This is a genomic window from Vibrio sp. 2132-1 (assembly GCF_033344315.1).
Genome location: NZ_JAWPON010000005.1, coordinates 88,518 through 111,608, shown reverse-complemented (window position 1 = coordinate 111,608; position 23,091 = coordinate 88,518). Strand labels below are relative to the sequence as shown.

The following is a 23,091-nucleotide window of genomic DNA, read 5'->3' as shown; positions in this document are numbered from 1 at the left end:
TAAGGGTATTTATAATTCTGTCTTCCCTGCTCACTCTTTTAGGTGAATATAGGCAGTAAAAACACACCTAAAGAAAGAGAGGTAAGATGGGAACGAATCCCCGTTTGTTTCAACAGTTGTGAGATTACCCGAGGCGTACAAGGATGACTTCCTCCGCCCTAAACTAATTTAAGGGGGATGAGAAGGGAGTAGAAAATTTACCGAATGGTGTTTTTTCGAGTCAGATCACCAATCTAGGGAGGAATTAGTAAGTTTGTTCGGTTTTGAGCCGCTACAAAGTGATAGCCATTTCATATTTTTGACTCTAAGCCGTCACATAAAGTAATTAAATTACACGAATATTTTTATATTTAGGGTGGTTGACCTTAGTAAGACAAAGTTTTTAACTTATAGTTTCCTAAAGGTAGCAATAAATATTAAATAAAGTATCTCCGATGACACGACTTCTCTCTCGCCCCTACCCCCTGGGCGCAACATTGAATAAAGAAGGCTGTAACTTCTCTATTCATGCTCCAGGCGTAAAAGACATTCAACTGGCATTGTTTGCAGACGATGGCAGCTACGAGCTTCACGGTTTACCGAATGAATACGCTGGCATACGTCATACTTTTATTCCAGATATTAAGCCGGGGCAAAAATACGGTTACCTTGTCTCCCACAAGGAAGAGCCACTGTTAATTTCTGATCCGTACGCAAAATCAATAGATAAAGCCCTCCACTATCACCCTCCGTACTCTCCAGCCAAAAGTTTCGATATGCCGAAGTGCGTCGTTATCGAAGATGATTTTGACTGGCAAAACACGGATCACCCGCGTATACCCAGAGAAGAGATGGTGTTGTTTGAGACGCACGTCAAAGGGATTACCCAACGCCACCCAGAGGTTGAGGACAAGCTGAGGGGGCGCTATTTAGGTCTTGCATCACCTGAAATGCTGGCCTTTTACGAACAACAAAACATCAACACGCTGCAATTGCTACCTGTCGCAGCATGCATGCATGAGCCTCACCTACTAGAGATGGAAAAGGTCAATTATTGGGGATACAACCCTTATCTCTTTATGGTGCCCGATCCGCGCTACGCAGAACAAGACGCCGTTACGGAATTAAAAACAACAATTCGCGAATTGCATAAAAACGGCATCGAAGTGATTCTCGACGTGGTTTACAACCACACTGCTGAAGGTGGTGAAGGGCCTACAATTTTCAACCTGAAGGCCCTCGATTCCTGTTTTTACATCAAACATGGCAACCACTTCGCCAATTACACTGGCTGCGGAAATACAGTGGATCTCACCTACCAACCAGCCTTAAACCTTGTGATGGATACATTGCGCTACTGGGTTAGCGAATTTAAAGTCGATGGCTTCCGTTTTGACTTGGCTGCAACGTTAGGTCGACAGGGCGATGATTACAACCCAGAAGCAGCTTTCTTTAAAGCCGTTGCGCAAGACCCAATTTTGCGTGAAACCAAATTGATTGCCGAACCTTGGGATATTGGTCCAAATGGCTACCAAGTGGGTAACTTTCCATTTGGTTGGAACGAATGTAATGACAAACTGCGTGATATTTCCCGCAGTTTTTGGCGCGGTGATCAAGGCTATTTAAAAGAGTTTGCCACTCGATTAATGGGCTCTCGTGACATTTACAGTGCAGCGAACTGGCCATACAAACTCACCGTAAATTACATCACGTATCACGATGGCTTCACACTGCAAGATTTAGTGTCTTACAAGCACAAACATAACGAAGCCAATGGCGAAGAAAATCGCGACGGTCACGGTGACAATCGTTCAGAAAACTACGGTGTTGAAGGCGAGACCGAAAATCTGATGATCATCGCCACGCGTGAGAAGCAAAAACGCAACCTTATTGCTAGCTTGCTGTTTGCCTTCGGTATCCCACACATTCTCACTGCTGATGTTCTGTCTCACACCCAAGGCGGTAACAATAATGCCTATTGCCAAGATAACGAAACCAGTTGGCTGAACTGGGAAGAGACAGAACGTAAGCAACATTTCAAAGCATGGATGTCACAAATGGTCGCCAACCGAAATCAATACATGGTGCCATTTATCCGAGCTTTCAGTGGCGAGAATCGCAATAACAACCGTATTTTCTGGCGCCGTACAGACGGTCGCTTAATGGAGCACGATGATTGGAACCGTTTAAGCTCTGTCGCACTTCACCTTGGTATCGGTAAAGAAGGACAAGAGCTGGTTTACCTCATCAACCAAACTAACGCCACAGCGCGCTTTAAGCTCCCCAATGAGCGAAAGCAAGAATGGGTGACGATCTGTGATACAAACGTACGTAACCTCAACCCAGGACATGCTGAAGGCGAAGTCTTGCTGTCACCCACCTCGATGGTGATTTTGCACTATCAACCAAACCAAAGCACACCAAAAGGTGAGCAAACGCATAGCTAAGTTATAAACGCTCCAAAAAAGGAAAGCCGATGCATCTCAGTGCTTCGGCTTTTTTGTTGGTTAGATGTGCCTAACTCATTATTCGCAAGGCGGCGCTAGGTGAATCAAAGCTAACCCACCCAGTGACGTCTCACGGTATTTCTTGTTCATGTCTTTGCCCGTTTGGTACATGGTTTCAATTACCTTATCCAACGAGATCAGACATTTACTATTACGCTTTAATGCCATGCGAGATGCATTGATCGCTTTCATTGCGCCCATTGCATTACGCTCAATACACGGTACTTGCACTAAGCCACCGATTGGGTCACAAGTCATGCCTAGTGAGTGCTCCATGGCAATCTCAGCCGCAATACAAATTTGCTCATTGCTGCCACCACGTAGCGCGGTCAAGCCAGCTGCCGCCATAGAAGAAGAAACACCGACTTCACCCTGACAACCTACTTCGGCACCCGAAATAGACGCATTGGTTTTGTACAAAATGCCAATCGCACCGGACACAGCAAGGAAGTCTTTAAGCTGTTTAGTATCAAGCTCTTTGATGAAGCGATGGTAGTACATCAATACCGCAGGAATCACACCCGCCGCACCATTAGTTGGCGACGTTACGACTTGTCCACCAGCCGCGTTTTCTTCACTCACAGCAAAAGCAAACAGGTTAATCCAATCCATGATTTCCATCGGATCGTTTTCGATTGCTTCATTTGCTTCAAGCTTCTTCAGTAAGTTAGGCGCACGGCGGGTCACATTCAAGCCGCCATCCAAGATGCCTTCTGTTTCGAAACCACGCTCCATGCAACGCGTCATCACACGCCAGATCTGTTCTGCACGTTGATTGATGGCTTCCATATCCTGAAACGCTTGTTCGTTTTTCAGAATCATGCCGCCAAGGCTCATGCCATTCTTCTCTGCCTGTGCCAACATTTCGTCTGCACTGGAGAATGGGAACTCAACTTCTACGGGAGCAGTCGCACTGCCATTTTGCAGTTCATCCGCCGTTGCGATGAAACCACCACCGATAGAGTAGTAAGTTTCAAACCCAACCTGATTGCCGTGCGCATCTAACGCAGTAATCGTCATTCCATTCTCATGCAGAGGAAGGTTCTCTTCATGGAACAACATGTCCGTTTTGTAGTTGAATTCGATTTCATGACGGCCATCGACAGACATCATGCCCTCTTCAATCGCCTTGCGCATCGCTTTGTTCGCAGAAGCGATTTTGATGGTATCTGGTTTGTTACCCAACAGACCCAAAATGGTCGCACGGTCTGTATGGTGACCAATCCCCGTTAACGAAAGTGAACCGTATAAATCAACTTGAATACGAACCACTTTTGCCAAGTTAGATTCAATCAAACGAGTGAAGTGGTAACCCGCGATCATTGGACCATTGGTGTGAGAGCTAGAAGGACCCACACCAATCTTGTAAATATCAAAGATGGACAGCATAAACTTACCTATTACGACAATGCAGCATAAAGCCAATCAGGGAGAACCATACAAGCAGCGATGGTCGCCACGGCGAACACCAACAGCCCGTAATGGCTTGCGGTTGGCTTTGCAAAAAGATGTTTTTGATTATTGATAAAAATTTGTTGCTCGGCAGTCACAGCGCCCCAACGACGGCTCACTAACACACCAAACAAAAGGAAGACAAACGTACCAATTGGCGCGAACCACGGCCAAGCCACGTCGAGATACATGGCAGTAAACACCGCAATCACACTCATGATACTGCCAACGATCACGCCTTTCTCATTGGCTTTCGCCCAGAATAAACCAAGCACGAATGAACCCAGACGGATACCAACAAAGATAGAAGTCAGACTAGCGATGGTTTTGAGTACCGATTCATTCGATACCGCCAGAAGAGCTGGCACTACCACCATAGCCGCAGCGAGCAAACTCATCTTTCTTGCGACTTTTTCGTAGTGCTCATCATCGGCACTTTTGCGAACGAAACGCTTGTAGATATCGAACGTTGCGACGGTCGCCATTGAGTTGTAGGTAGAATCCAAGGTCGACATTGCGGCGGCCGCCGCCAATGCGGAAATGATCAAACCAACGACGATTGGGTTAGTGTGGTTGAAGACGAAATCCAAAATCACTTCGTTGCTGTTTTCAAACGATTGATCTTGATAGAAAACACTCAAAAGAACACCGAGTACCGCGAAGAATAAGTACACAAAAAATGCACCGTAACCACACAACAGCATCGACTTCTGCGCCGTCTTTTCACATCTCGTCGCTAACGTGCGTTGGATGATCAATTGGTTGGTGCCGTACACACTCAAATGCAAAAAGCTCACGGCAACCACGCCAGCCCAGAGTGTGGTATCTACGCCTAAATCAAAGTCTAAGTTGATGATATTCAGGTGATTACGAGAAAGGTAATCTGCCGCATTAATCTCTGTCATTAGAATGGCAAAGATAGCGATGCTGCCTGCTACCAATACTGCAGATTGCAACATATCGGTCCAGATAACCGTGGAAATTCCGCCCGCATAGGTATAGCAAGCGGTGAAAATACTGATGTAGATAATGGCTTCAGAAATACTGATAGGCAGAACTTGCACTAAGATCAGCGCCACGGCATACAGAATCACACCCGCAGATATACATTGAACCACAATGAACACAATCGAGTTGATGGTTCTTGCATACACCCCAAAGCGGTGCTCAAGATATTCATAAATCGAAGTCAGACCCAGCTTATAAAAGACAGGCACAAAGAAAATAACAGTGAAAAAGATAACGATGGGATAGTTAAGGTGAATACTCATCGCTTCCATGCCAGAGCTATAAACCCAACCTGGCATCCCTACAAACGTCATCGCACTAATGTAAGTCGCAAGTATCGAAACACCTGCCGTAAACCAGCCAAATTGCTTTCCACCCGTAGAAAAGTCGCCACCATTGCTGTAGCGATTATTCACTAAATAGCTGATTAATATGGTGATTAACACGTATAACGCAATCACCACAAAACTTGAGTACGTAACCATTTCAGGGTTTCCATAATTCTGGGTGCTAATTATTTGTGCTTGGATATTACTTTAAAAAAGCATATCTAAACGATAATCCCGCCATAACTGTGACTATAGTCACCAATATAGACGGTTATATATTCAAAAATGCCAAAAAGACCGATTTAATGAGACTCCCATCACTAAAAACCACTAATTGGGTACGCATTCATTTTAAAATTGATATTGATCACGGATCTAATGACCTTAAAAAAACTATGATTCACCACGACACGAAATCGAAGATGATCCCAATAAGATCGTGTTCTTTAAGTTTGAATAGCAACAAATCCTAAGTGAAATAGAGGTTTATCGGTCATGAATGCCAAAAGACACATGAGCGAAGTTCCTATGATTCAAAGGGTAGCTGCCTATCTAGCGATACTGGTTGGTTACTTTTTCTATTGTTATAACTTTGTAATTATTGACTACGTACGCCCATACATCGTTGAAGCGTATGATGGTATTAGCCTGTCAGACACTGCCCAGTTCTATACATGGCAGTCGGTTGGTGCACTTATCGGTGCATTGAGCTGTGCTTGGTTCGCAACAAAATTTGGTAAGAAATCCACTCTTATTACCATCACAGCCCTAAACGGTGGCGCAACGATCATCAATATGATGTTCACCGACTACACAACATGGGCAGCAATGCGTTTCATCATTGGTTTGTCACTGGGTGGTTACTTCACCGTGGCAGTAAGCCTAATGATCGGCCTATTTACGCCAACGGTACGTGGTAAGTTGACGGCATTCGCGTCTTCTATGTTCTCTGTAGCACTGATGGTAATGGGTGCGTATGCAGCGTTTATTGCAAGCATCGATGCACCATGGGAAAGCCTAATGCTTGTAGGTGGTATCCCACCATTGGCAGCCGCTGTAGTCATGATCTTTGTACTACCTAACGACAGCAAAGTGATCGCTTACGGTGAAGAAGAGCAAGCAAAGGCAGAAGAATCAAATGCACCAGCGAAAAAAGGCTCTTGGGGCGAAATGTTAAGTAAGCCTTACCGTAAGATCACTCTAACGTGTCTATTGCTGGCTGGCCTTAACTTCTACGGTTTCCAATTCTTTGGTGGCTTCGTAACCACTTACCTACGTGATGTGCGTATGTTCGACGGTGCAACCATCGGTCTCATCTTCTCTATCTCAGCATTTGGTTCACTGTTTGGTGCGTGGTTCTGGGGTTGGGTAGCTGACAAATTCGGTCGTAAGGTGAACGCATTTGGCTTCATCCTAGCGGGCATCATGGTTTCAATCTTCTTTGTTGCACCTGGCGACATGGTGATTGGCGGCCTAAACATGCTGGCTCTACTTGGTCTGATTTACAACTTCGGTCTGTCTTCTTCAGCGGTATGGGGTGGTTACTTCTCAGAACTGTTCCCAGCACACCTACGTAGCTACGGCGCAGCGCTATTCCACGGCGGTCGTATCCTCGGTATGTGGGCACCAATGGTACTTATCTTCATCCAAGAGCGTACCGACCTACAAACCGCAATGTGGGGTTCACCAATCGTATGGATCCTTGCTGGTCTTCTATGGCTATCACTGCCAGAGACACTAAAAGGCGGCGTGTTCAATAAGAGCAAAAAAGCCGAAGCAGCAAAAGCGTAACTGAATTTCAAAAACTCCGGCTGGCTCCCCGGCCGGATGAAAAAACTTAATTTCGAGTCCTGTTCCCAAAGCCGACTCGACAGCAAATAAGAGAGTTTATTATGTCTAAATATCAAGAAGCGAAACACGTTGTGCGTGAATACTTCAGCGCAATGGAAAACGCAACTCACGAGAACGTGGCAGAAGTACTAAAAGCACACACTTCAGAAGATTACCTATGGCGTGGTGTTTACCCATTCCGTGAACAACAAGGCGCTCAAGCAGCGGCTGACGTTTTCTGGGCTCCTTTGATGAAATCAATGACTCGCATGCAGCGTCGTCAAGACATCTTCATCGGTGGTGAGAACGAAGTAACATCAGGTGAAATCTGGGTAATGAGCATGGGTCACTTCATGGGTCTATTCGACGCTGAATACCTAGGCATGCGCCCAACTGGCAAGATCATGAACATCCGTTACGCAGAATTTAACTGTGTTGAAAACGGCAAGATCACTAAGACTGGCCTATTCCTAGACCTTCTAGGTGCAATGGACCAAGCGGGTTGTTACCCACTACCACCATCAACAGGTAAGCACTTCGTATACCCTGGTCCTCGTAACCACGACGGCCTACTGTTCGAAGACGCAGCACCAGAAGAAGGCGTAGCAACACTAGCACTAGTGAACAAGATGGTTGATGACCTATCTGCACTAAACGACAGCGGCGCTATGGGTTGCCCACCAGAAGTTCTTGAAAAGAGCTGGTCTAAAGACATGATCTGGTACGGTCCATGTGGTATCGGTGCGTCTTACACAATCCCTCGTTACCAACAGCAGCACCAATTGCCGTTCCGTAACAACCTGAAAGACAAGAAGTTTAATGGCCACGTATGTCGTTTCGCAGAAGGTAACTTCTCTTGTTTCTTCGGCTGGCCAAACCTATCTAACACGCCAATCGGTGGTTTCCTAGGTATGACAGGTGGTGAAGTACGTGCAGACATGCAAGTGGTTGACGTTTACTACCGTGACGGCGACAAGCTATCTGAGAACTGGGTACTGATCGACCTACCTTACTGGCTAAAACAGCAAGGTCTAGACGTATTCGAGCGTACTCAACAGATCCTAAACCCTTCTCTATAAGAAGTCCTAGGGGCGGATTGTCAACCCGCCTTTATGTTGCCTGAATCCCCTCTCGGTTCAGGCGACATGCTCCCAACTCGTGCCTCAAGGATGGGGCACAACCTCAAGATAGAACCCTTATTCAAAACGGGCATGAACGCACGGTGGCTTTCTGCGCCCTGAATAATGAGATTGATGATGAAAAAGTCGACCCTTTCTGCAGTGATTTTAGCAGCGCTTACTTCTAGCTCAGCCTTTGCTGCACACACTTTTGTTAATGACGCTGGCGACAGCCTAACCATCGATGGCCGTTTCGATCTTCGCTACCAAGACCGTGGCGGTGATGACAACGGCGAATGGAACAGCGGCAGCTCACGTTTCGGTTTGAAAGGCCAAATGGGTCTGGATAACGGCTGGACTGGTTTCGGTCACGCGGAATGGGGCTACAACTCTGGCGCGAACGGTGACAACATTTACGACCGCTTGCTATACGCAGGTGTTGATCACGAAAAATACGGCAAGATTGCTGCAGGTACTAAGCAGTGGTCTATCTTCTACGACGTAGCATGGTACACCGATTTAGGTCGTGTATTCGGTACTCGTGGCTCAGGTGTTTACAACCTAGCTGACTGGGGTATCGCATCCGGTGCTGGTCGTGCAGAAAACTCAATCACGTACCGTAATTCAATCAATGAAAAAGTGAGCTACGGCTTTACTTACCAAACCACGCGTGAAGATGTTGCTCTAGCAAGCAATGCGACAGCCTCATTGAAAAACGGCATGGGTGCGTCTATCACTTACAAACCGGTTGATGGCGTAACACTTGGTGCGGCTTACCATCAAAATGAAGTTGCTGATTTAGACGCAAGCGTGGTTGGCGTAGAAAACGGCGACAACATGCGCATCATGCTATTGGGCGCAAACTACAGCAACGGTGGCTTCTACGCAGGTGCGACTTTCCACGTTGGCGAAAACTGGGAAGCAGTGAGCCAAGGCGGTACGGACGTAATGTTCGATACCCTAGGTGGCGAAATCTACACTTACTACCACTTCGATAACGGCCTACGCCCAACGTTGAACTACAACTACATGGAAGATCGCGGTGACGAGACACAAGGCTACGAGCGTAACTTGCTGATTCCTGGTCTTGAATACCACTTCCAGAAGAACAAATTCCTAGTTTGGACTGAATACCAGTTCGACCTAGGTAAAGATCAGTACGATGGCAGCAAATTCGAAAACCGTGATGATCAATTCGCGGCAGGTATTCGCTACTACTTCTGATAATACTCATCGCTCACCACCTATACCCAAGTAACCTTAAGGTGGTGAGTGATGAAGTTCTTATCAACACTAAGCAAAGTTATCTTGAAGCCAAGTAGTCATCACTTCACTAACAATTAAAGGCTGCTCAAGCGTAGATAGATGCCCACACTCAGGGATAACATGAAGCGTGACGTTTGGGATGCATCTCTCCATGAGCAGATGATTGTCTAGCGGACAAAGCTTATCTTCTTTACCTGTTATCACCAACGTAGGAACTTGAATGTCCGCCAATAAAGGTCGAGCATCCGGGCGAGTTGCTAACGCTTTAGCATGTGCTTCAAATGCCTCCAAACCTACATTGACCGCCATGCCTTCTATACGCTCAGTTAACGCTTTGTCTTGCAAACGGCTTGGATGAATCAGCACAGGCATCAGAGTGTCAGGCGTAATGCGTTCAAACTCACCATTTAATGCCTGATTAACCAGTGCATCACGCTTTTGTGTCACCTCTGGCTTTTCATCTGCTGCATTGGTATCCATGAGGATCAAGCCTTTGACTCTGTTTGGCGCTTGACGGTACACCTCAAAGGCAAGAATCCCACCCATTGATAAGCCACCCAAGACAAACTCCTGCGGTGCGTCTTGCAACACTTTCTGCGCCAGCTGTTCCATTGACGGCAATGAGGCCAGCGTCGGGCATGAAGGCTCAACCCAACTTGGCAACGCTCGGTTGACTTCCTCAAACAATGTGCCATCACAAAGTAGTCCGGGTAGCCAAACTAACGAGGTGGGTTGTGTCATTTTATTCTCCTGCCAGCGGCTTTGGTTGATCAGACCCAAGAATGCAATACGTCAAACTATTACCACGCAAGTTCGTCAGTGAATAAGACGTACCTTCTGGAACATTCAGCACATCACCGCGCGTTAAAACAACACTCGCTTGTTCGCCTTGATGCGTGAGGACCACTTCAGTATCGCCATCAAAGTTGATAAGCACTTGTTTTTCTTCTCGGCAGTGTTGAGGAATCGAGCCACCTTCAGAAAGCTCATAAGCCATGATGCTCACTTCATCTTCACTCTTTACTTGGAAGTCATAACTCGCCAAAGGATGACCCGTTAAGGCGTATTGTTTCACGTTGCTTCCGCCGAAATCGCCTTTGATTTCACGATAATCTTTTTGCAGAGCGACAAATGGCATCATCTCTTCTGCGGTGTAGGTATCGAAGGTCGCGAGCTCTTCTTCGGTAAGCAGCGGCATCAATTCTGATTCTTGTGGCACCGGGTCGCCATTAATGGTGTCCACGAGTGTGCCATCGGCTTTGAGGTATAAACCATAACCTTGACTGTCTTTAATAACGTTTGGATGCCAAATAACGCCGCCACCTGAATCGTCGCCGCCAAGTACCGAGAACATAAAGCCGTAATCGCGGCCAACCACTTCAAATCCACGGAAGAGATTGGTTGGAATCGAGATGACGTCACCGTGAGACAACACCGCCTCATGCTCTCCATCGTTCCCCCAATAAAAACGGAACTGACCTTTGAACACCAAGAAAAGCTCAGCGGTGCGATGAGAATGTAACGAATTTTTGATGCCCGGCGGTTGGCCTGCGGCACCAATATTAAAGCCCGCCGTATCGCGAATATGAACATGCTGACGACTGCTCTCTGCCACCCCAGCACCGATAATGCAGAAGTTATCTTTCAGATCACTGCCTGGCGTGCGCGCATCAATAAACGCACTCGTACCCGGAATCAGTTCCATGTAGCGGACCAGATTATTATTCATTTTAGATTGTAGAGTCATTGTAAATCCTTGTTGTCCTTGTTTGGACCTAGCCTTTGAATTGTTAGTTACAAGCCTAAAGTTAGTTACAGACCGAAAGTGTGTTACAGACCTAAAGGTCGCCCACCATCAACCGCGATGGTATTGCCTGTCGAGAAGGTCAGAAGATCTGCCGCGGCGTACACGGCTTGAGCGACTTCTTCATCATTGGCTAAACGCTTAAGCGGTGTGGATTGTTCTTGTTGATTACGCCATGCGTCATCCAAGCCTTTGACAAACTCAGTGTCGACAAGCCCTGGAGCAACAGCCAAAACGCGAACCTCGGGAGACAGAGCGCGAGCTAAAGAACGGGTCATGTTCTCCGCGGCAGATTTACTTGCACAGTAAGCAATGTTGCTCCCCATCGCAGTCTGTGCCGCGATAGAAGTAATGTTCACCACACAACCATTGGCTTGCTTAAGCCAAGGCTCAAACGCTCGAACCATGGCAAAAGGCGCACGAACATTCACTTGGAATATTTGGTCAAACAGCTGGTCATCTAAGCTTTGCAAATCAGAGTGCGCGACGAATTTCGTCATCCCCGCACAGTTGACCAACAGATCCAGCTTGTCGCTTATTTCACTGACTTGATGTTTAAGCTGTTCAATCGCACTAGAATCTGCCACGTTCAGTTTGAATGCTAGATGCTCGTTACGTGGCAGCGAAGAAAGCACATCCTCGGCCGCTTTCTGATTACTGTTGTAAGTCAGAATTACGCGATATCCCGATGCAGCTAGCTTGCGACAAATGGCGGCACCCAGTCCGCCACTGCCGCCTGTGACTAAGGCAAGTTTCGACATATTACGCCTCTTCCACTTTGCCTTTGTAACGGCGTACACGAATATCCGCTTGCTCTTTGTGACCTGCGAAACCTTCGAGAGCACACAAGCGAGAGCAGTACTCACCGACTTTGAGGGACGCCGCTTCCGTTACACGCTGGTAAGTACAGGTTTTGATAAACTTACCTACCCAAAGGCCACCGGTGTATCGCGCCGCTTTCTTCGTTGGCAGTGTATGGTTAGTACCAATACATTTGTCGCCGTAAGAAACGTTGGTTTCACGACCTAGGAACAAGGCACCGTAGTTGGTCATGTTATCTAGGAAGTATTTAGGATCTTCCGTCATCACTTGAACGTGTTCAGAAGCGATATCGTCTGCCACTTCCACCATTTCTTCGTAGCTATCACACACAATCACTTGTCCGTAATCTGCCCACGCTTTACCCGCGACTTCAGCCGTTGGAAGAATGGTTAACTGACGTTCAATTTCTTTGATGGTTTCTTGCGCAAATGTTTCGCTATTGGTCAACAATACAGCGGGAGAGTTGTAACCATGCTCAGCCTGACCAAGCAAATCTGCCGCTGCTAATTCTGGGTCACAACCTTTCTCATCGGCAATGACTAGGGTTTCCGTTGGGCCTGCAAACAAATCGATACCAACGCGACCAAACAGCTGACGTTTTGCCTCTGCTACAAATGCGTTACCCGGCCCTACAATCATATCGACCGGTGCAATAGTCTCCGTCCCCAGAGCCATTGCACCTACCGCCTGAACACCACCAAAGCAATAGATTTCATCCGCACCCGCCATTGCCATCGCAGCGACAATCGCCACATTCGGCTGGCCATTAAACGGTGGCGCACAAGCAATAACACGTTTTACGCCCGCGACTTTCGCCGTCAGTACACTCATGTGAGCGGATGCAACCAATGGGTATTTACCGCCAGGGATGTAACAACCCACGCTGTTGACTGGAATATTTTTATGCCCCAGTACCACACCAGGCATGGTTTCTACTTCGACGTCTTTCATTGAGTCACGTTGAATTTGAGCAAAGTTTCGAACTTGTTGCTGAGCGAACTCGATATCATGACGAGTCGATTCATCAAGCGCATCCACACAGGCTTGGATTTGCTCTTCTGACAGGCGGAATTGCTCCGGCGACCAGTTATCAAACTTTTCAGACAACTCACGTACAGCGCTATCACCTTTCGATTCAATATCAGCAAGAATGTTTTCGACAATCTGACGCACTTTTGCGTCATTTGATGCTGATGCTTCTTCAGTGATTCCGTTTTTTAAAATGCGTGCCATTGGGTTTCTCCTTGAACATTGAGGCTGACGAACGGTTATTTTTATGCTTTTGGATACGAATGCAAAATCAGATTAAACACTTAATTAACATTTGACAAGTTAAGTAAACAAACCACAAAAACAATCCTTAAGCCTTTGTATTTATTAGTTTAAACAAATAAAAGCAAGTAATAAGGACCTTGATTGAGTTTAATTTTTAATCAAAAATGAGTTTTAGATCACATCATTTTTACTCATCATTTACATTTCGCCGTGTTAGCTTTTGCATACCTTTGCAAAGGAGATAATCATGAGCAATTTTAAGCAACGTCTGACTAAAGAAACGCTATTAGGTACATTTGTTAAAACCCCTCATCCTCACATTATCGAGGTATTGGCACTGGCAGAGTTGCCTTTTGTGGTACTGGATGCAGAGCACGCACCTTTCGATCGTTCCTCGCTTGATCTGTGCATCATGGCGGCCAGAGCGAATGACCTCGCGTGCGTGGTACGAGTACAAGACAGCGCCCCTTCAACCATTTTGAACGCGCTTGACTGTGGCGCGGCGGGTGTACAAATTCCCCATGTTTGTACTGCTGAGCAAGCGACGCAACTGGCGAAAATCTGCCATTACGGCGAAGGTGGCCGAGGGTATGCTGGTTCCAGTCGAGCAGCGCAATACGCCACTAAGCCCATGGTTGAACACTTAAAAGACAGCCGTGCGAATACGATTGTCATTGCACAAATTGAAGACCCTCAAGGGGTTGAAAATGTTGAAGCGATTGCCAATGTTGAAGGAATTGATGCGCTCTTCATTGGCCAAGTTGATCTCACTGTCGCTTATGGTGCTGATAGCGCTCATGATGAGAAAGTCGCACAAGCAAGTATGCGAGTAATCGAAGCGGCCAGAGCCGCCAATAAACCTGTTGGCATGTTTGTCGCGACGGCTCAACAAGCTCGGGAATGGCGTGAACTCGGCGTTAGCTTCTTTTGTGTTGGCTCTGAACACAAAATGATCATTGATGGCTTCAAGCAAGAGAGAAATGTGATGAATTCTTGAGTTTTCTCTGATATTTACGCCTTATCAATGTAATGCTCTAGACACAGAAATCCCCTAGCCCATACACTCAGCACGTATGAGCAGGTTCAATGGCCTTAAATAAGGAGTATCACCATTAAAGCGAAAGTAACTTCGATCGACGTCGCGAAGATGCTCGGCGTCTCTCAATCGACGGTATCTAGAGCATTCAGCCCGACTGCGAGTATTAGCGAGAAGAAACGCAAAATGGTGATGGATGCCGCAGCTAAGCTCGGATACACACCGAATGCCATCGCCCGAGGTCTGATTTCGAATCGTTCAGGCTTAGTGGCGATTGCGTTAGATAGCGAATCAAACCCAATGTACGACATGCAATCTCGTGCTTTGGCCGTCGAAATTCAAAAGCGAGGCGGACAAGTTGTGCTTTGCCCTATCGACAAGGACGACCTCGATCTCGCCATTTCACGCGCCATTGAATACCAAGTGGACGGACTCGTTATCGCCACCAGCCGTTTAACCTCACGCGCGTTTGCCCAATGCGAAAAGTTTGGCGTTCATTTAAGCTTGATTAACCGCTACGCCGAGGGTATTAATGCCAATAGCTCTGGTATTGATAACCGATTGGCGGGCCAACAAGCAGCCGAGTATTTAACGCAGAAAGGCGCAAAACAGTGTGCTTATATCAGTGGCGATGCTGGCTCCATGACCAGTGAAGAGCGTTGGCTGGGTTTCTCTTCAAAATTGCAAGAACTCGGCTCCCCGTCACCAACCTTTATCCAAGCCAAGTACAGCTTTGAAGCAGGCTTAGAAGCGGCGAAAGCGATCTTGTCGCACACTAGCAAACCCGATGCAATTTTTTGTGCAAACGACATCCTCGCCATGGGTGTGATGGATGGCTTGCGACAAGCCGGAGCAAAGATCCCCCAAGACTTCTCTGTGATGGGTGTAGATAACATTCCGATGTCTGCATGGCCGAGCTATGATTTGACCACCATTGCTCAACCAGTCGACAAAATTGTTAAACGAGCGGTTGAAGATTTGATGAATCGAATCAACGGCAACCTGGATGCAACTGGCGAATACCTTTTCGAGCAAGGCACCTTGATCGAACGTAGTAGCACCATTTAATAAATCCATTTTTATTCATTCTTCATAAACAAAATGCCTTGCTTTCGAGTAAGGCATTTTCTGTGATCACGATTAAATTTTCACCAATCGTTATTTAATTCCTCATCAATTCATCAATCTTGTTATTGACTTGTTACTTTAATGTTTTATTTTGGATTCGTATGCAAAATGGATATGAATTGCTCAACTAATTTATAAAAACATAAAAAGTTGTGTGACTTGCCGACGAATGCCCATGGCAGGTCATACCAGAAACAAGGAAGAACGATGAAGAAAGCAATCCTTACTTCACTTACCGCACTGGGGCTTGCATTTAGCAGTATGAATACGTTTGCAACCAGTGTTATTCGTCTTGCTCATGACAGTCAAGAAACCTCTCCCGTACACAAAGCAATGCTCTATTTCGAACAAGAAGTGGAAGCTCGCTCAAACGGTGAGATAGAAGTTGAAATCTATCCGGCAAGACAACTAGGCGATGTGCGTGAGACGACTGAACTCGTACAGCAAGGCAACTTACAAATGACGTTTGGTGCGTCAGTTTTACTCTCTCCCTACGTCCCAGAGTTTAACGTGCTCGACGTGTTCTACCTTTTTGATAGCGAAGAGCAAGCACACAAAGCGCTCGACAGTGAGAAGATCGGACAACCATTGTTGAATGCTATGGAATCAAAAGGCTTTCATGGACTTGGCTTTATGGAGGTCGGCTTTCGTAGCGTGACCAACAACAAACAGCCAATTGATAGTATTGAGGACCTGAAAGGGCTAAAGATTCGCTCGGCATCTAACCCCACTCAAATAAGCGCGTGGAAATCTATTGGTACTGCGCCAACACCTCTGTCTTGGGGAGAAATTTTCACCTCGTTACAACAAGGCCTGATTAACGCTCAAGAAAGTGCTATCTACTCTATTTATGCCGAACGTTTTTACGAGGCACAAAAGTACCTCTCTTTAACTAACCATATATACACCAACTACGTGTTGTTCATGAACAAATCGTTTTGGGATTCACTGCCTGCAGAGCAACAGGCGCTGATCAGTGAAGTAAGCAAAGAAACCATCGCTAAGCAGCGCGAGCTCGCCGCTAAGCAAAATCAAGAAGTGATCAAAGATCTCGAAGCGATAGGCATGACGGTTAACATCGTCCCAGACGAGGTACGCAGCATCATGAAAGAGAAAATGAATGCGGCCGTGTACCAGGACTTGCGCAGTAAAACGGGTAAAGACTTGTTTGACAACGTGATGGCCGAGATAGAACGCCTATAACTCCCACTCTTTTGCACGATCTGGCAACAGGTCGTGCTTTCTCGTTTTGGAGGTGAACATGAAGTGGTTTCGCTTACTAGACAAATACCTAGAACCAACCCTTATCGTTATCGCGATCTCAACGATGACAACTTTACTGTGCTTGCAAATCGCCCTACGCCTGTTCGATGCAACGATCGCGTGGGCTGAAGAGCTGGCTCGTTATTTATTCGTATGGGCGATGTACCTGAGCATCAGCTACTGTATCCGAGATGATCGACACATCCGCATTCGTGTGTTCATCGATAAACTTCCGGGCAATTGGACGCAATTCAGTTTGATTGTCTCTGATCTTATCTACCTTGCCTTTAGTGCAACTGTCGCCTGGTTTGGATTTAAGGTTATAAACCGCAGCCTGCAACTCGGTCAGATTGCACCCGCAATGGAAATTCCTATTGCGTGTTTGTATGCCTCTGTTTTAGTTTGCGCACTATTAAGCTGCGCGCGCCTAGTGACAAGCATTTATCAACGTGTGAACGCGTGCTCCACCAGCAATGAACGAGTTCGCTTTTCTCGCCAACGCTATCGCCATATCAAAGCAAAGTATCGTACTTCTAACCGACTATTGGAGTTTAACGCATGACGTCTGCACTTTTGTTTGGCAGCTTTGGTCTGCTTCTGCTCATTGGCGTTCCGGTCGGTATTGCTCTGGCGGCAGCCAGTATGGTCGCGATACTCAGTCTGCCGTTTCTTAACATCGAGTTTTTAGTCCAAGGAATGGTAACAGGGCTCGACTCTTTCCCTCTCCTCGCCGTCGTTCTATTTACCTTGGCAGGTAACCTTATGAGCCAAGGAGGGATCTCAAAACGATTATTACACGTGGCGGAGGTCTTCTTTGGCCACTTTACTGGTGGGCTTGGCATCGTCGCCATTGTGGCGTGCATGTTCTTCGCTTCCATCTCTGGTACGGGGTCTGCCACTGTTGCCGCTATCGGCCTGACGATGATTCCATCTATGGTGAAGAAAGGCTACGACCGCAGCTTTGCCGGTGCCTTGATAGCCTCTTCCGGCGGAATTGGGGTCATTATTCCACCCTCTGTGGTGATGATCGTCTACGCGATCACAGCTGAAGTCTCGGTAACTAAAATGTTCATGGCAGGCATCATTCCTGGCTTGGTCGTCGGTATGGTATTGATCGGCTATTGTCTAATTGTCTCAAAAATGCGGGGCTACACAGGTAACGAACGCAAAGCCACTTGGTCAGAGCGTCTTGATGCACTAAAAGAAGCCAGTTGGGCAATGCTACTACCCGTAATCATTCTCGGCGGTATCTATTCCGGTATCTTCACGCCTACCGAATCCGCAGCGATTGGCGTGCTCTATGGCTTATTCTTTGGCATGTTTGTTTATAAAGAGCTCAAACCAGCGCAAGTTGTGAAAATCATTCTAGAGTCGTCACTGTTAGTTGGCGCAGTGCTCGTCATTGTGGGTGCGTCCGTGACGTTTGGCCGCATATTGACGCTAGAGCGTCTGCCGACTGAGATCGCTCAGTTCATTCTATCGATTACCGAAAACAAACTTCTGATACTGCTTTGCATCAATGTCCTGTTGTTGCTCGTCGGTACCTTTATGGAAACGCTGGCAGCGATTGTTATTCTCACACCAATTCTGTTACCCATTACGTCAGCACTCGGCATGGACCCAGTTCATTTTGGTATCGTGATGATCGTGAACTTAGCCATTGGCTTTGTTACGCCTCCTCTGGGTGCCAACCTGTTTATGGCAAGTCAGGTAGGCAAAGTACCGATAGAGTCGCTCTCTAAAGCCATCATGGGTTGGATTGGTGCAATGATAGTGGCCTTGATGTTGATTACCTTCATCCCTGCCATCTCGCTATCGTTACCTGCGCTTTTATCCTGATCGTTGCACTCATAGAGCGCTTATGACTGTTATAGCCACTAGATAAACACCTTTCTAGTGGCTTATTCGTTATCTACTTCCGATTTAATAAAAAAGCCTTTAAGCATTCGTATGCAAAAGGAAAATTTGAAAGATATAAGGATAATTGACACCAAAATAGCTGAATATTAGCGATAAAGTCTATTTGGGTGCCTTGATCTGCATGATTATCAGTTTTGGCTTAATCATTTGTTTCCATTCAAACAGATCAAAATAAATTAAGCGATTAAAAAACAATAAGATATTATGAAATTCATACAAAAAACTTTGACCTCCTTTCTTATTAACACGTCTCGATAAGAGATAGCTTCCATCTCTCCTGTACTTTTTTAGTTTATTTTCCGCTCAATTGTTAAAAACCTGATCATCAGCACGCTACTTAAACAATCGAAAAACAATCCGTTGACAAAATGGCAACATGATATATTTTGAATACGTAATCAAAACATAATTCAAACATAATTATTCAATTACGGAGGTGATTTATGGCCATGGTTGGCTTCGATGAAAAGTGGCGTGATTTTCCCGACTACATTCTTGGTATCACAAAAGAGATTTGGGAAGACCGAGGTTTAAACACCTTAGAACACTACTACTCTCCCGACATTGTTGTGCGTACTCCACTCTCTATCGTTCAAGGAAACGAAGGGGTGATCAGTGCAACAATGGCGACACTGGCCGAGTTTCCCGATCGCACGCTATATGGCGAAGACGTCATTTGGTCAGGCACCCCGGAACAAGGCATGCTTTCTTCTCATCGAATCATCTCTACTGCAACACACAGTGGCAACGGCTTCTACGGGCAAGCCTCGAACCGCAAACTTCGTTTCCGTATTATCGCAGATTGCCACGCTATCAATAACCAAATCAATGACGAATGGTTGGTTCGCGATCAAGCCGATATCGCGAAGCAACTGGGCATGACGTCAGAAGAGTTTGCACGCCAACAAATCGAATTTGAAGGTGGCGTGGAATCAAGCCCATTTCCGTTCACACCTGAAGTCGACATTCCTGGACCTTATTTGGGCGTAGGCAACGACAACGAATATGGTCAGCGATACGAAGCAATTCTCAGAAGCCTTATGAATGCCGAGTTCTCAATAGTACCGAAAGAGTACGACCGCGCTTGCATCGGCGAATACACTGGCGGTCAAACTGCCCTATCACACTCGGAAGTCGATCATTTTTGGATGGCACTTCGTGCGTCTTTCCCAAATGCTCAATTTACCGTTCACCATCGTATTGGCCGAGATGACGACATGATGTCACCACGCGCGGCAATTCGATGGTCTTTGCACGGTAAGCATGAGGGATATGGGATGTTTGGTAAGCCTTCAGGAAAAGAGGTTTACATCATGGGGATCAGCCACGCTGAGTTTGGCCCTTGGGGTCTTCGTCGCGAATTCACTTTGTTTGACGAGACCGCAATCTGGAAGCAAATCCTGCTTCAGCAAGGCTAACGGCTGACTAAACACTATTTATTAAAATCACAGACAGTAAGGAAGCAACATGTCACTCAACATCATCGAACAGTTCTACCAGAACTACTTCAAAGCCGCAGACATCGAGCAAAAACAGGCCGCTCTGCAAACTTTGAACCCTGACGTAAAATGGTGCGTGGCGCACCCTGTGAACGATCTTAATGGCCCAGATGCAACCCACGAATCTTTCCTCTCACCACTTGTTAATGCTTTGCCTGACGCCGAGCGCCGACCAATAATTGTTATGCACGGCGAATACGAAGGCCGCACTTGGTACAACTCTACCGGCTACTTTATCGGTACATTTGAACAACCACTGTTTGGCATCCCAGCAACAGGGAAAACACTCTACTTGCGTTACACCGAAATGGTGTGTGTGGAGAACGACCAAATCACCGAATCTTACATGATCCCAGACTTCATCGACGCGATGAATCAAGCAGGCTGCAACCCTCTTCGTAAAAGCTTAGGTCACGATGGCTTGGTTCCTTCTCCTGCAACTTCTAACGGTATTCAACAATCTGTTGTGTCTTTGGAAGAAAGTGAAAAGAGCGCCCAGCTGGTTGAAGATATGCTGTCTTGCTTGGGTCGTTTTGATGGCAAAGATCTTTTCTCGATGGATTTAGAAAACTACTGGCACAATGACTTCATGTGGTACGGCCCTGCTGGTATTGGTACTACGCGCGGTATCAAAGGTTTCCGTAACCACCATCAAGCGCCATTTGTGTTTGCGTTCCCAGATCGAAGTGTCGATATTGAGGTCAATTTTTTGGCCAAAAATGACTACGTATCCACAGGTGGTTGGCCACATATGCATGGTACTCACACTGGTCACAGTGGCTGGCTCGGTCTCGCCCCGACAGGAAAACACATCGAACTTCGCGTTATGGACATTTGGCGACGCGAAGGCGATTTACTGAAGGAAAACTGGGTGGCGATCGACATCGTTCATATCCTGCTGCAGCTTGGCTATGACGTGTTTGCACAAATGAAAGAACAGTTAGAAGGACCTAATTATGCATGAGTTTGGCGCACTTAACTGGAGCATCCTTGGGGGATACATCGCCCTAACGCTAGTATTGGGTGCGGTGATTGGTAAGCGAGTAACTTCAGCTAGCCAATTCGCTTTGGGTGATAAGAGCATCCCTTGGTGGGCGATCGGTATTTCTGTCGTTTGTACTTACGTGAGTGCCATGTCGTTCCTTGGCGGGCCAGCTTGGTCTTACAAAGAAGGCCTGTCGGTTATCGCGATTCACCTCAATTATCCGCTGGTGATCTTCTTCATCGTGGCTGTGTTTATGCCGTTTTTCTACAACAGCGGTTTAACCTCCATCTACGAGTATCAAGAACGACGCTTCGGTAAGGCTTCACGACTGACTTTGTCGTTTATCTTCCTTATCAAACAAGCATTGAGCTCGGCAGCCGTACTCTACGCGACAGCAATGATTTTAGAGTTCATTACTGGTATCGACGTGATGTACTGCATCATGATCGTCACTGCAATTGCCCTTATCTACACCGTAATGGGCGGTATCGCGGCTGTCATTTGGACCGATGTGATTCAAGCAGTAATCTTATTTATTGGCGCATTCATCATCATTGAAGCCGTTTGGAATGGCATGCCTTCTCCAATGACGGAGGTCATGGCAGAGCTCAAAGCGAAAGGAATGACCGATGCCCTACAGACAAGTTTTGACCTAAGCCAAGTAACGACGGTATGGGCTGGCGTTATCGCAATGACGATGTTCCACACCACCGTGTATGGCGGTAACCAGATGATGGTACAACGTTGTATGGCCGCGAAAAACATGGGCGATGCGAAAAAGGCAATGTTGATGATGGGCTACGTGGCCTTCTTTATTTACTTTGTCTTTATCTTGCTTGGCGTCCTATTCAACGCTTATTACGACGGTAAAGAGTTTGAAAATGGCAACACCATCATTCTTCATTACGCGAGTGAATATGGAATGCCAGGCTTGATGGGCATCATTGCAGCTGCGATTCTGGCGGCAAGTATGTCGAGTCTCGATTCCGCCTTTAACTCAATGGCGACCGTTTCTGTGGCTGACTTTTACAAACGCTTCTACAAGCAAAACGAGTCGGAAGAGCATTACTTAAAGGTATCGCGTTTCTTCACGGTGGCGTGGGCGATTTTGGTCATCATTCCAGCGATCATGTTTGCCACCAGCACCGGCTCGGTACTGGAAGTGCTGAGTAAGGCAGGCTCTTACTTTGTCGGTGCGAGCTTCTGTATGTTTGTCCTTGGGTTCTACTCAAAACACATTACTGAAAAAGGCTTGTTGATTGGCGTTGCTGCTAGCTTCTTGGTGATTTGGTATGTAGCCGTTGCGACCGATATTGCGTGGCCTTGGTATTGCGTGATTGGCGTCCTTGTGAATGCCGTTGTTGCTTACATTGCTAGCCTTCTCCTGACGGGTAAACAAGATGAAATGCATCTTTACACAGTGAAAGGCCAGCAAGCGGAATATGCTCGTCTAAATAAACCAATCAAGGAAGATGGTTGGTATGTCGTTCCCGGCAAAATCGATGCTCCATGTTATGGCTTACTAGTGATGTTTGTGTTCTCTCTCGTGATGCTTTGGGGGATCAACGCGTTTACCGACAACGCTCCTATGCTGATTAACTTTATGTGTGGCTGCTCTATTCTTGTCGCAACCGCTTGCATCGGATACATGGGGTATTCACTCCTCTCCCCGAAACGTAAAGTTGCAGTCAAACAAGCAAATTAATGTTCTTTACGTAGATACTGTACGTCCAACAAACGGACAGTATCTACGCTCTAGCTCTAGTGCTAGCTCAAAGCAAATCGAATGGGTTAACCCACATTTTGCTTTTTAATACTCCAAAGCCATTATTCTACTTAGGATACCCGTTAGAACATTTATGAATACGTA

18 protein-coding genes are annotated in these 23,091 nt (G+C 46.5%); 12 read left to right on the top strand and 6 right to left on the bottom strand.

The window, feature by feature from the left end:
• Positions 1-434: 434 nt before the first annotated feature.
• Positions 435-2,426, top strand: a complete 1,992-nt coding sequence (glgX, locus tag R8N47_RS06890; RefSeq protein WP_017634476.1) for a glycogen debranching protein GlgX — start codon at positions 435-437, stop codon at positions 2,424-2,426.
• Between the two features lie 78 nt (positions 2,427-2,504).
• Here the strand turns inward: glgX and R8N47_RS06885 are convergent, their stop codons facing one another.
• Positions 2,505-3,875, bottom strand: a complete 1,371-nt coding sequence (locus R8N47_RS06885; RefSeq protein ID WP_017634477.1) for an L-serine ammonia-lyase — start codon at positions 3,873-3,875, stop codon at positions 2,505-2,507.
• A gap of 11 nt (positions 3,876-3,886) precedes the next feature.
• A complete protein-coding gene (locus tag R8N47_RS06880; protein WP_213913621.1) occupies positions 3,887-5,431 on the bottom strand; it encodes a sodium:solute symporter in 1,545 nt (514 codons plus the stop codon).
• A 339-nt stretch (positions 5,432-5,770) separates the two neighbouring features.
• Between R8N47_RS06880 and R8N47_RS06875 the strand changes: the two genes are divergently transcribed.
• The 3 genes from R8N47_RS06875 to R8N47_RS06865 all read left to right on the top strand — a co-directional run bounded on the left by R8N47_RS06875 (position 5,771) and on the right by R8N47_RS06865 (position 9,447).
• Positions 5,771-7,066, top strand: coding sequence for an MFS transporter (locus tag R8N47_RS06875; protein WP_064354978.1), 1,296 nt, complete (start codon positions 5,771-5,773; stop codon positions 7,064-7,066).
• Between the two features lie 101 nt (positions 7,067-7,167).
• Positions 7,168-8,184 (top strand): nuclear transport factor 2 family protein, encoded by a 1,017-nt coding sequence (locus R8N47_RS06870; RefSeq protein ID WP_064354979.1) that lies wholly within the window; start codon positions 7,168-7,170, stop codon positions 8,182-8,184.
• Positions 8,185-8,361: 177 nt separating this feature from the next.
• Entirely contained in the window at positions 8,362-9,447 is a 1,086-nt protein-coding gene (locus tag R8N47_RS06865) for a porin (protein WP_064354980.1), read from the top strand.
• Positions 9,448-9,516: 69 nt separating this feature from the next.
• Here R8N47_RS06865 and R8N47_RS06860 read toward each other — a convergent pair whose 3' ends face one another.
• The 4 genes from R8N47_RS06860 to hisD form a co-directional block, all read right to left on the bottom strand.
• The gene (locus R8N47_RS06860; RefSeq protein ID WP_064354981.1) at positions 9,517-10,230 is read right to left on the bottom strand and encodes an alpha/beta fold hydrolase; all 714 of its coding nucleotides are present in this window, start codon (positions 10,228-10,230) and stop codon (positions 9,517-9,519) included.
• 1 nt (position 10,231) lies between these two features.
• Entirely contained in the window at positions 10,232-11,236 is a 1,005-nt protein-coding gene (locus R8N47_RS06855; RefSeq protein WP_064354982.1) for a hypothetical protein, read from the bottom strand.
• A gap of 83 nt (positions 11,237-11,319) precedes the next feature.
• Positions 11,320-12,054 (bottom strand): SDR family NAD(P)-dependent oxidoreductase, encoded by a 735-nt coding sequence (locus R8N47_RS06850; protein WP_064354983.1) that lies wholly within the window; start codon positions 12,052-12,054, stop codon positions 11,320-11,322.
• Between the two features lies 1 nt (position 12,055).
• Positions 12,056-13,348 carry a histidinol dehydrogenase gene (gene hisD / locus R8N47_RS06845; RefSeq protein WP_005374756.1) on the bottom strand — a complete coding sequence of 431 codons (1,293 nt, stop codon included), beginning with the start codon at positions 13,346-13,348 and terminating at the stop codon, positions 12,056-12,058.
• A 289-nt stretch (positions 13,349-13,637) separates the two neighbouring features.
• Here hisD and R8N47_RS06840 point away from each other — a divergent pair, with 289 nt between their 5' ends.
• The 8 genes from R8N47_RS06840 (at position 13,638) to R8N47_RS06805 (ending at position 22,926) form a co-directional block, all read left to right on the top strand.
• Positions 13,638-14,387 carry an HpcH/HpaI aldolase family protein gene (locus tag R8N47_RS06840; RefSeq protein ID WP_033906643.1) on the top strand — a complete coding sequence of 250 codons (750 nt, stop codon included), beginning with the start codon at positions 13,638-13,640 and terminating at the stop codon, positions 14,385-14,387.
• A 150-nt stretch (positions 14,388-14,537) separates the two neighbouring features.
• Entirely contained in the window at positions 14,538-15,494 is a 957-nt protein-coding gene (locus R8N47_RS06835) for a LacI family DNA-binding transcriptional regulator (protein WP_025768661.1), read from the top strand.
• Between the two features lie 267 nt (positions 15,495-15,761).
• A complete protein-coding gene (locus tag R8N47_RS06830) occupies positions 15,762-16,757 on the top strand; it encodes a TRAP transporter substrate-binding protein (RefSeq protein WP_213913619.1) in 996 nt (331 codons plus the stop codon).
• Between the two features lie 58 nt (positions 16,758-16,815).
• Positions 16,816-17,379 carry a TRAP transporter small permease gene (locus R8N47_RS06825; RefSeq protein ID WP_025768663.1) on the top strand — a complete coding sequence of 188 codons (564 nt, stop codon included), beginning with the start codon at positions 16,816-16,818 and terminating at the stop codon, positions 17,377-17,379.
• Positions 17,376-18,656, top strand: coding sequence for a TRAP transporter large permease (locus R8N47_RS06820; RefSeq protein ID WP_033906641.1), 1,281 nt, complete (start codon positions 17,376-17,378; stop codon positions 18,654-18,656). Before R8N47_RS06825 ends, R8N47_RS06820 begins: the two co-directional genes overlap by 4 nt.
• A 524-nt stretch (positions 18,657-19,180) precedes the next feature.
• Positions 19,181-20,155, top strand: coding sequence for an ester cyclase (locus tag R8N47_RS06815; RefSeq protein WP_017820104.1), 975 nt, complete (start codon positions 19,181-19,183; stop codon positions 20,153-20,155).
• 49 nt (positions 20,156-20,204) lie between these two features.
• Complete coding sequence (locus R8N47_RS06810; RefSeq protein ID WP_017634491.1) at positions 20,205-21,200, top strand: ester cyclase; 996 nt, start codon at positions 20,205-20,207, stop codon at positions 21,198-21,200.
• Entirely contained in the window at positions 21,193-22,926 is a 1,734-nt protein-coding gene (locus R8N47_RS06805; RefSeq protein ID WP_064354985.1) for a sodium:solute symporter family transporter, read from the top strand. The genes R8N47_RS06810 and R8N47_RS06805 overlap by 8 nt, the downstream gene beginning before the upstream one ends.
• Positions 22,927-23,091 lie beyond the last annotated feature (165 nt).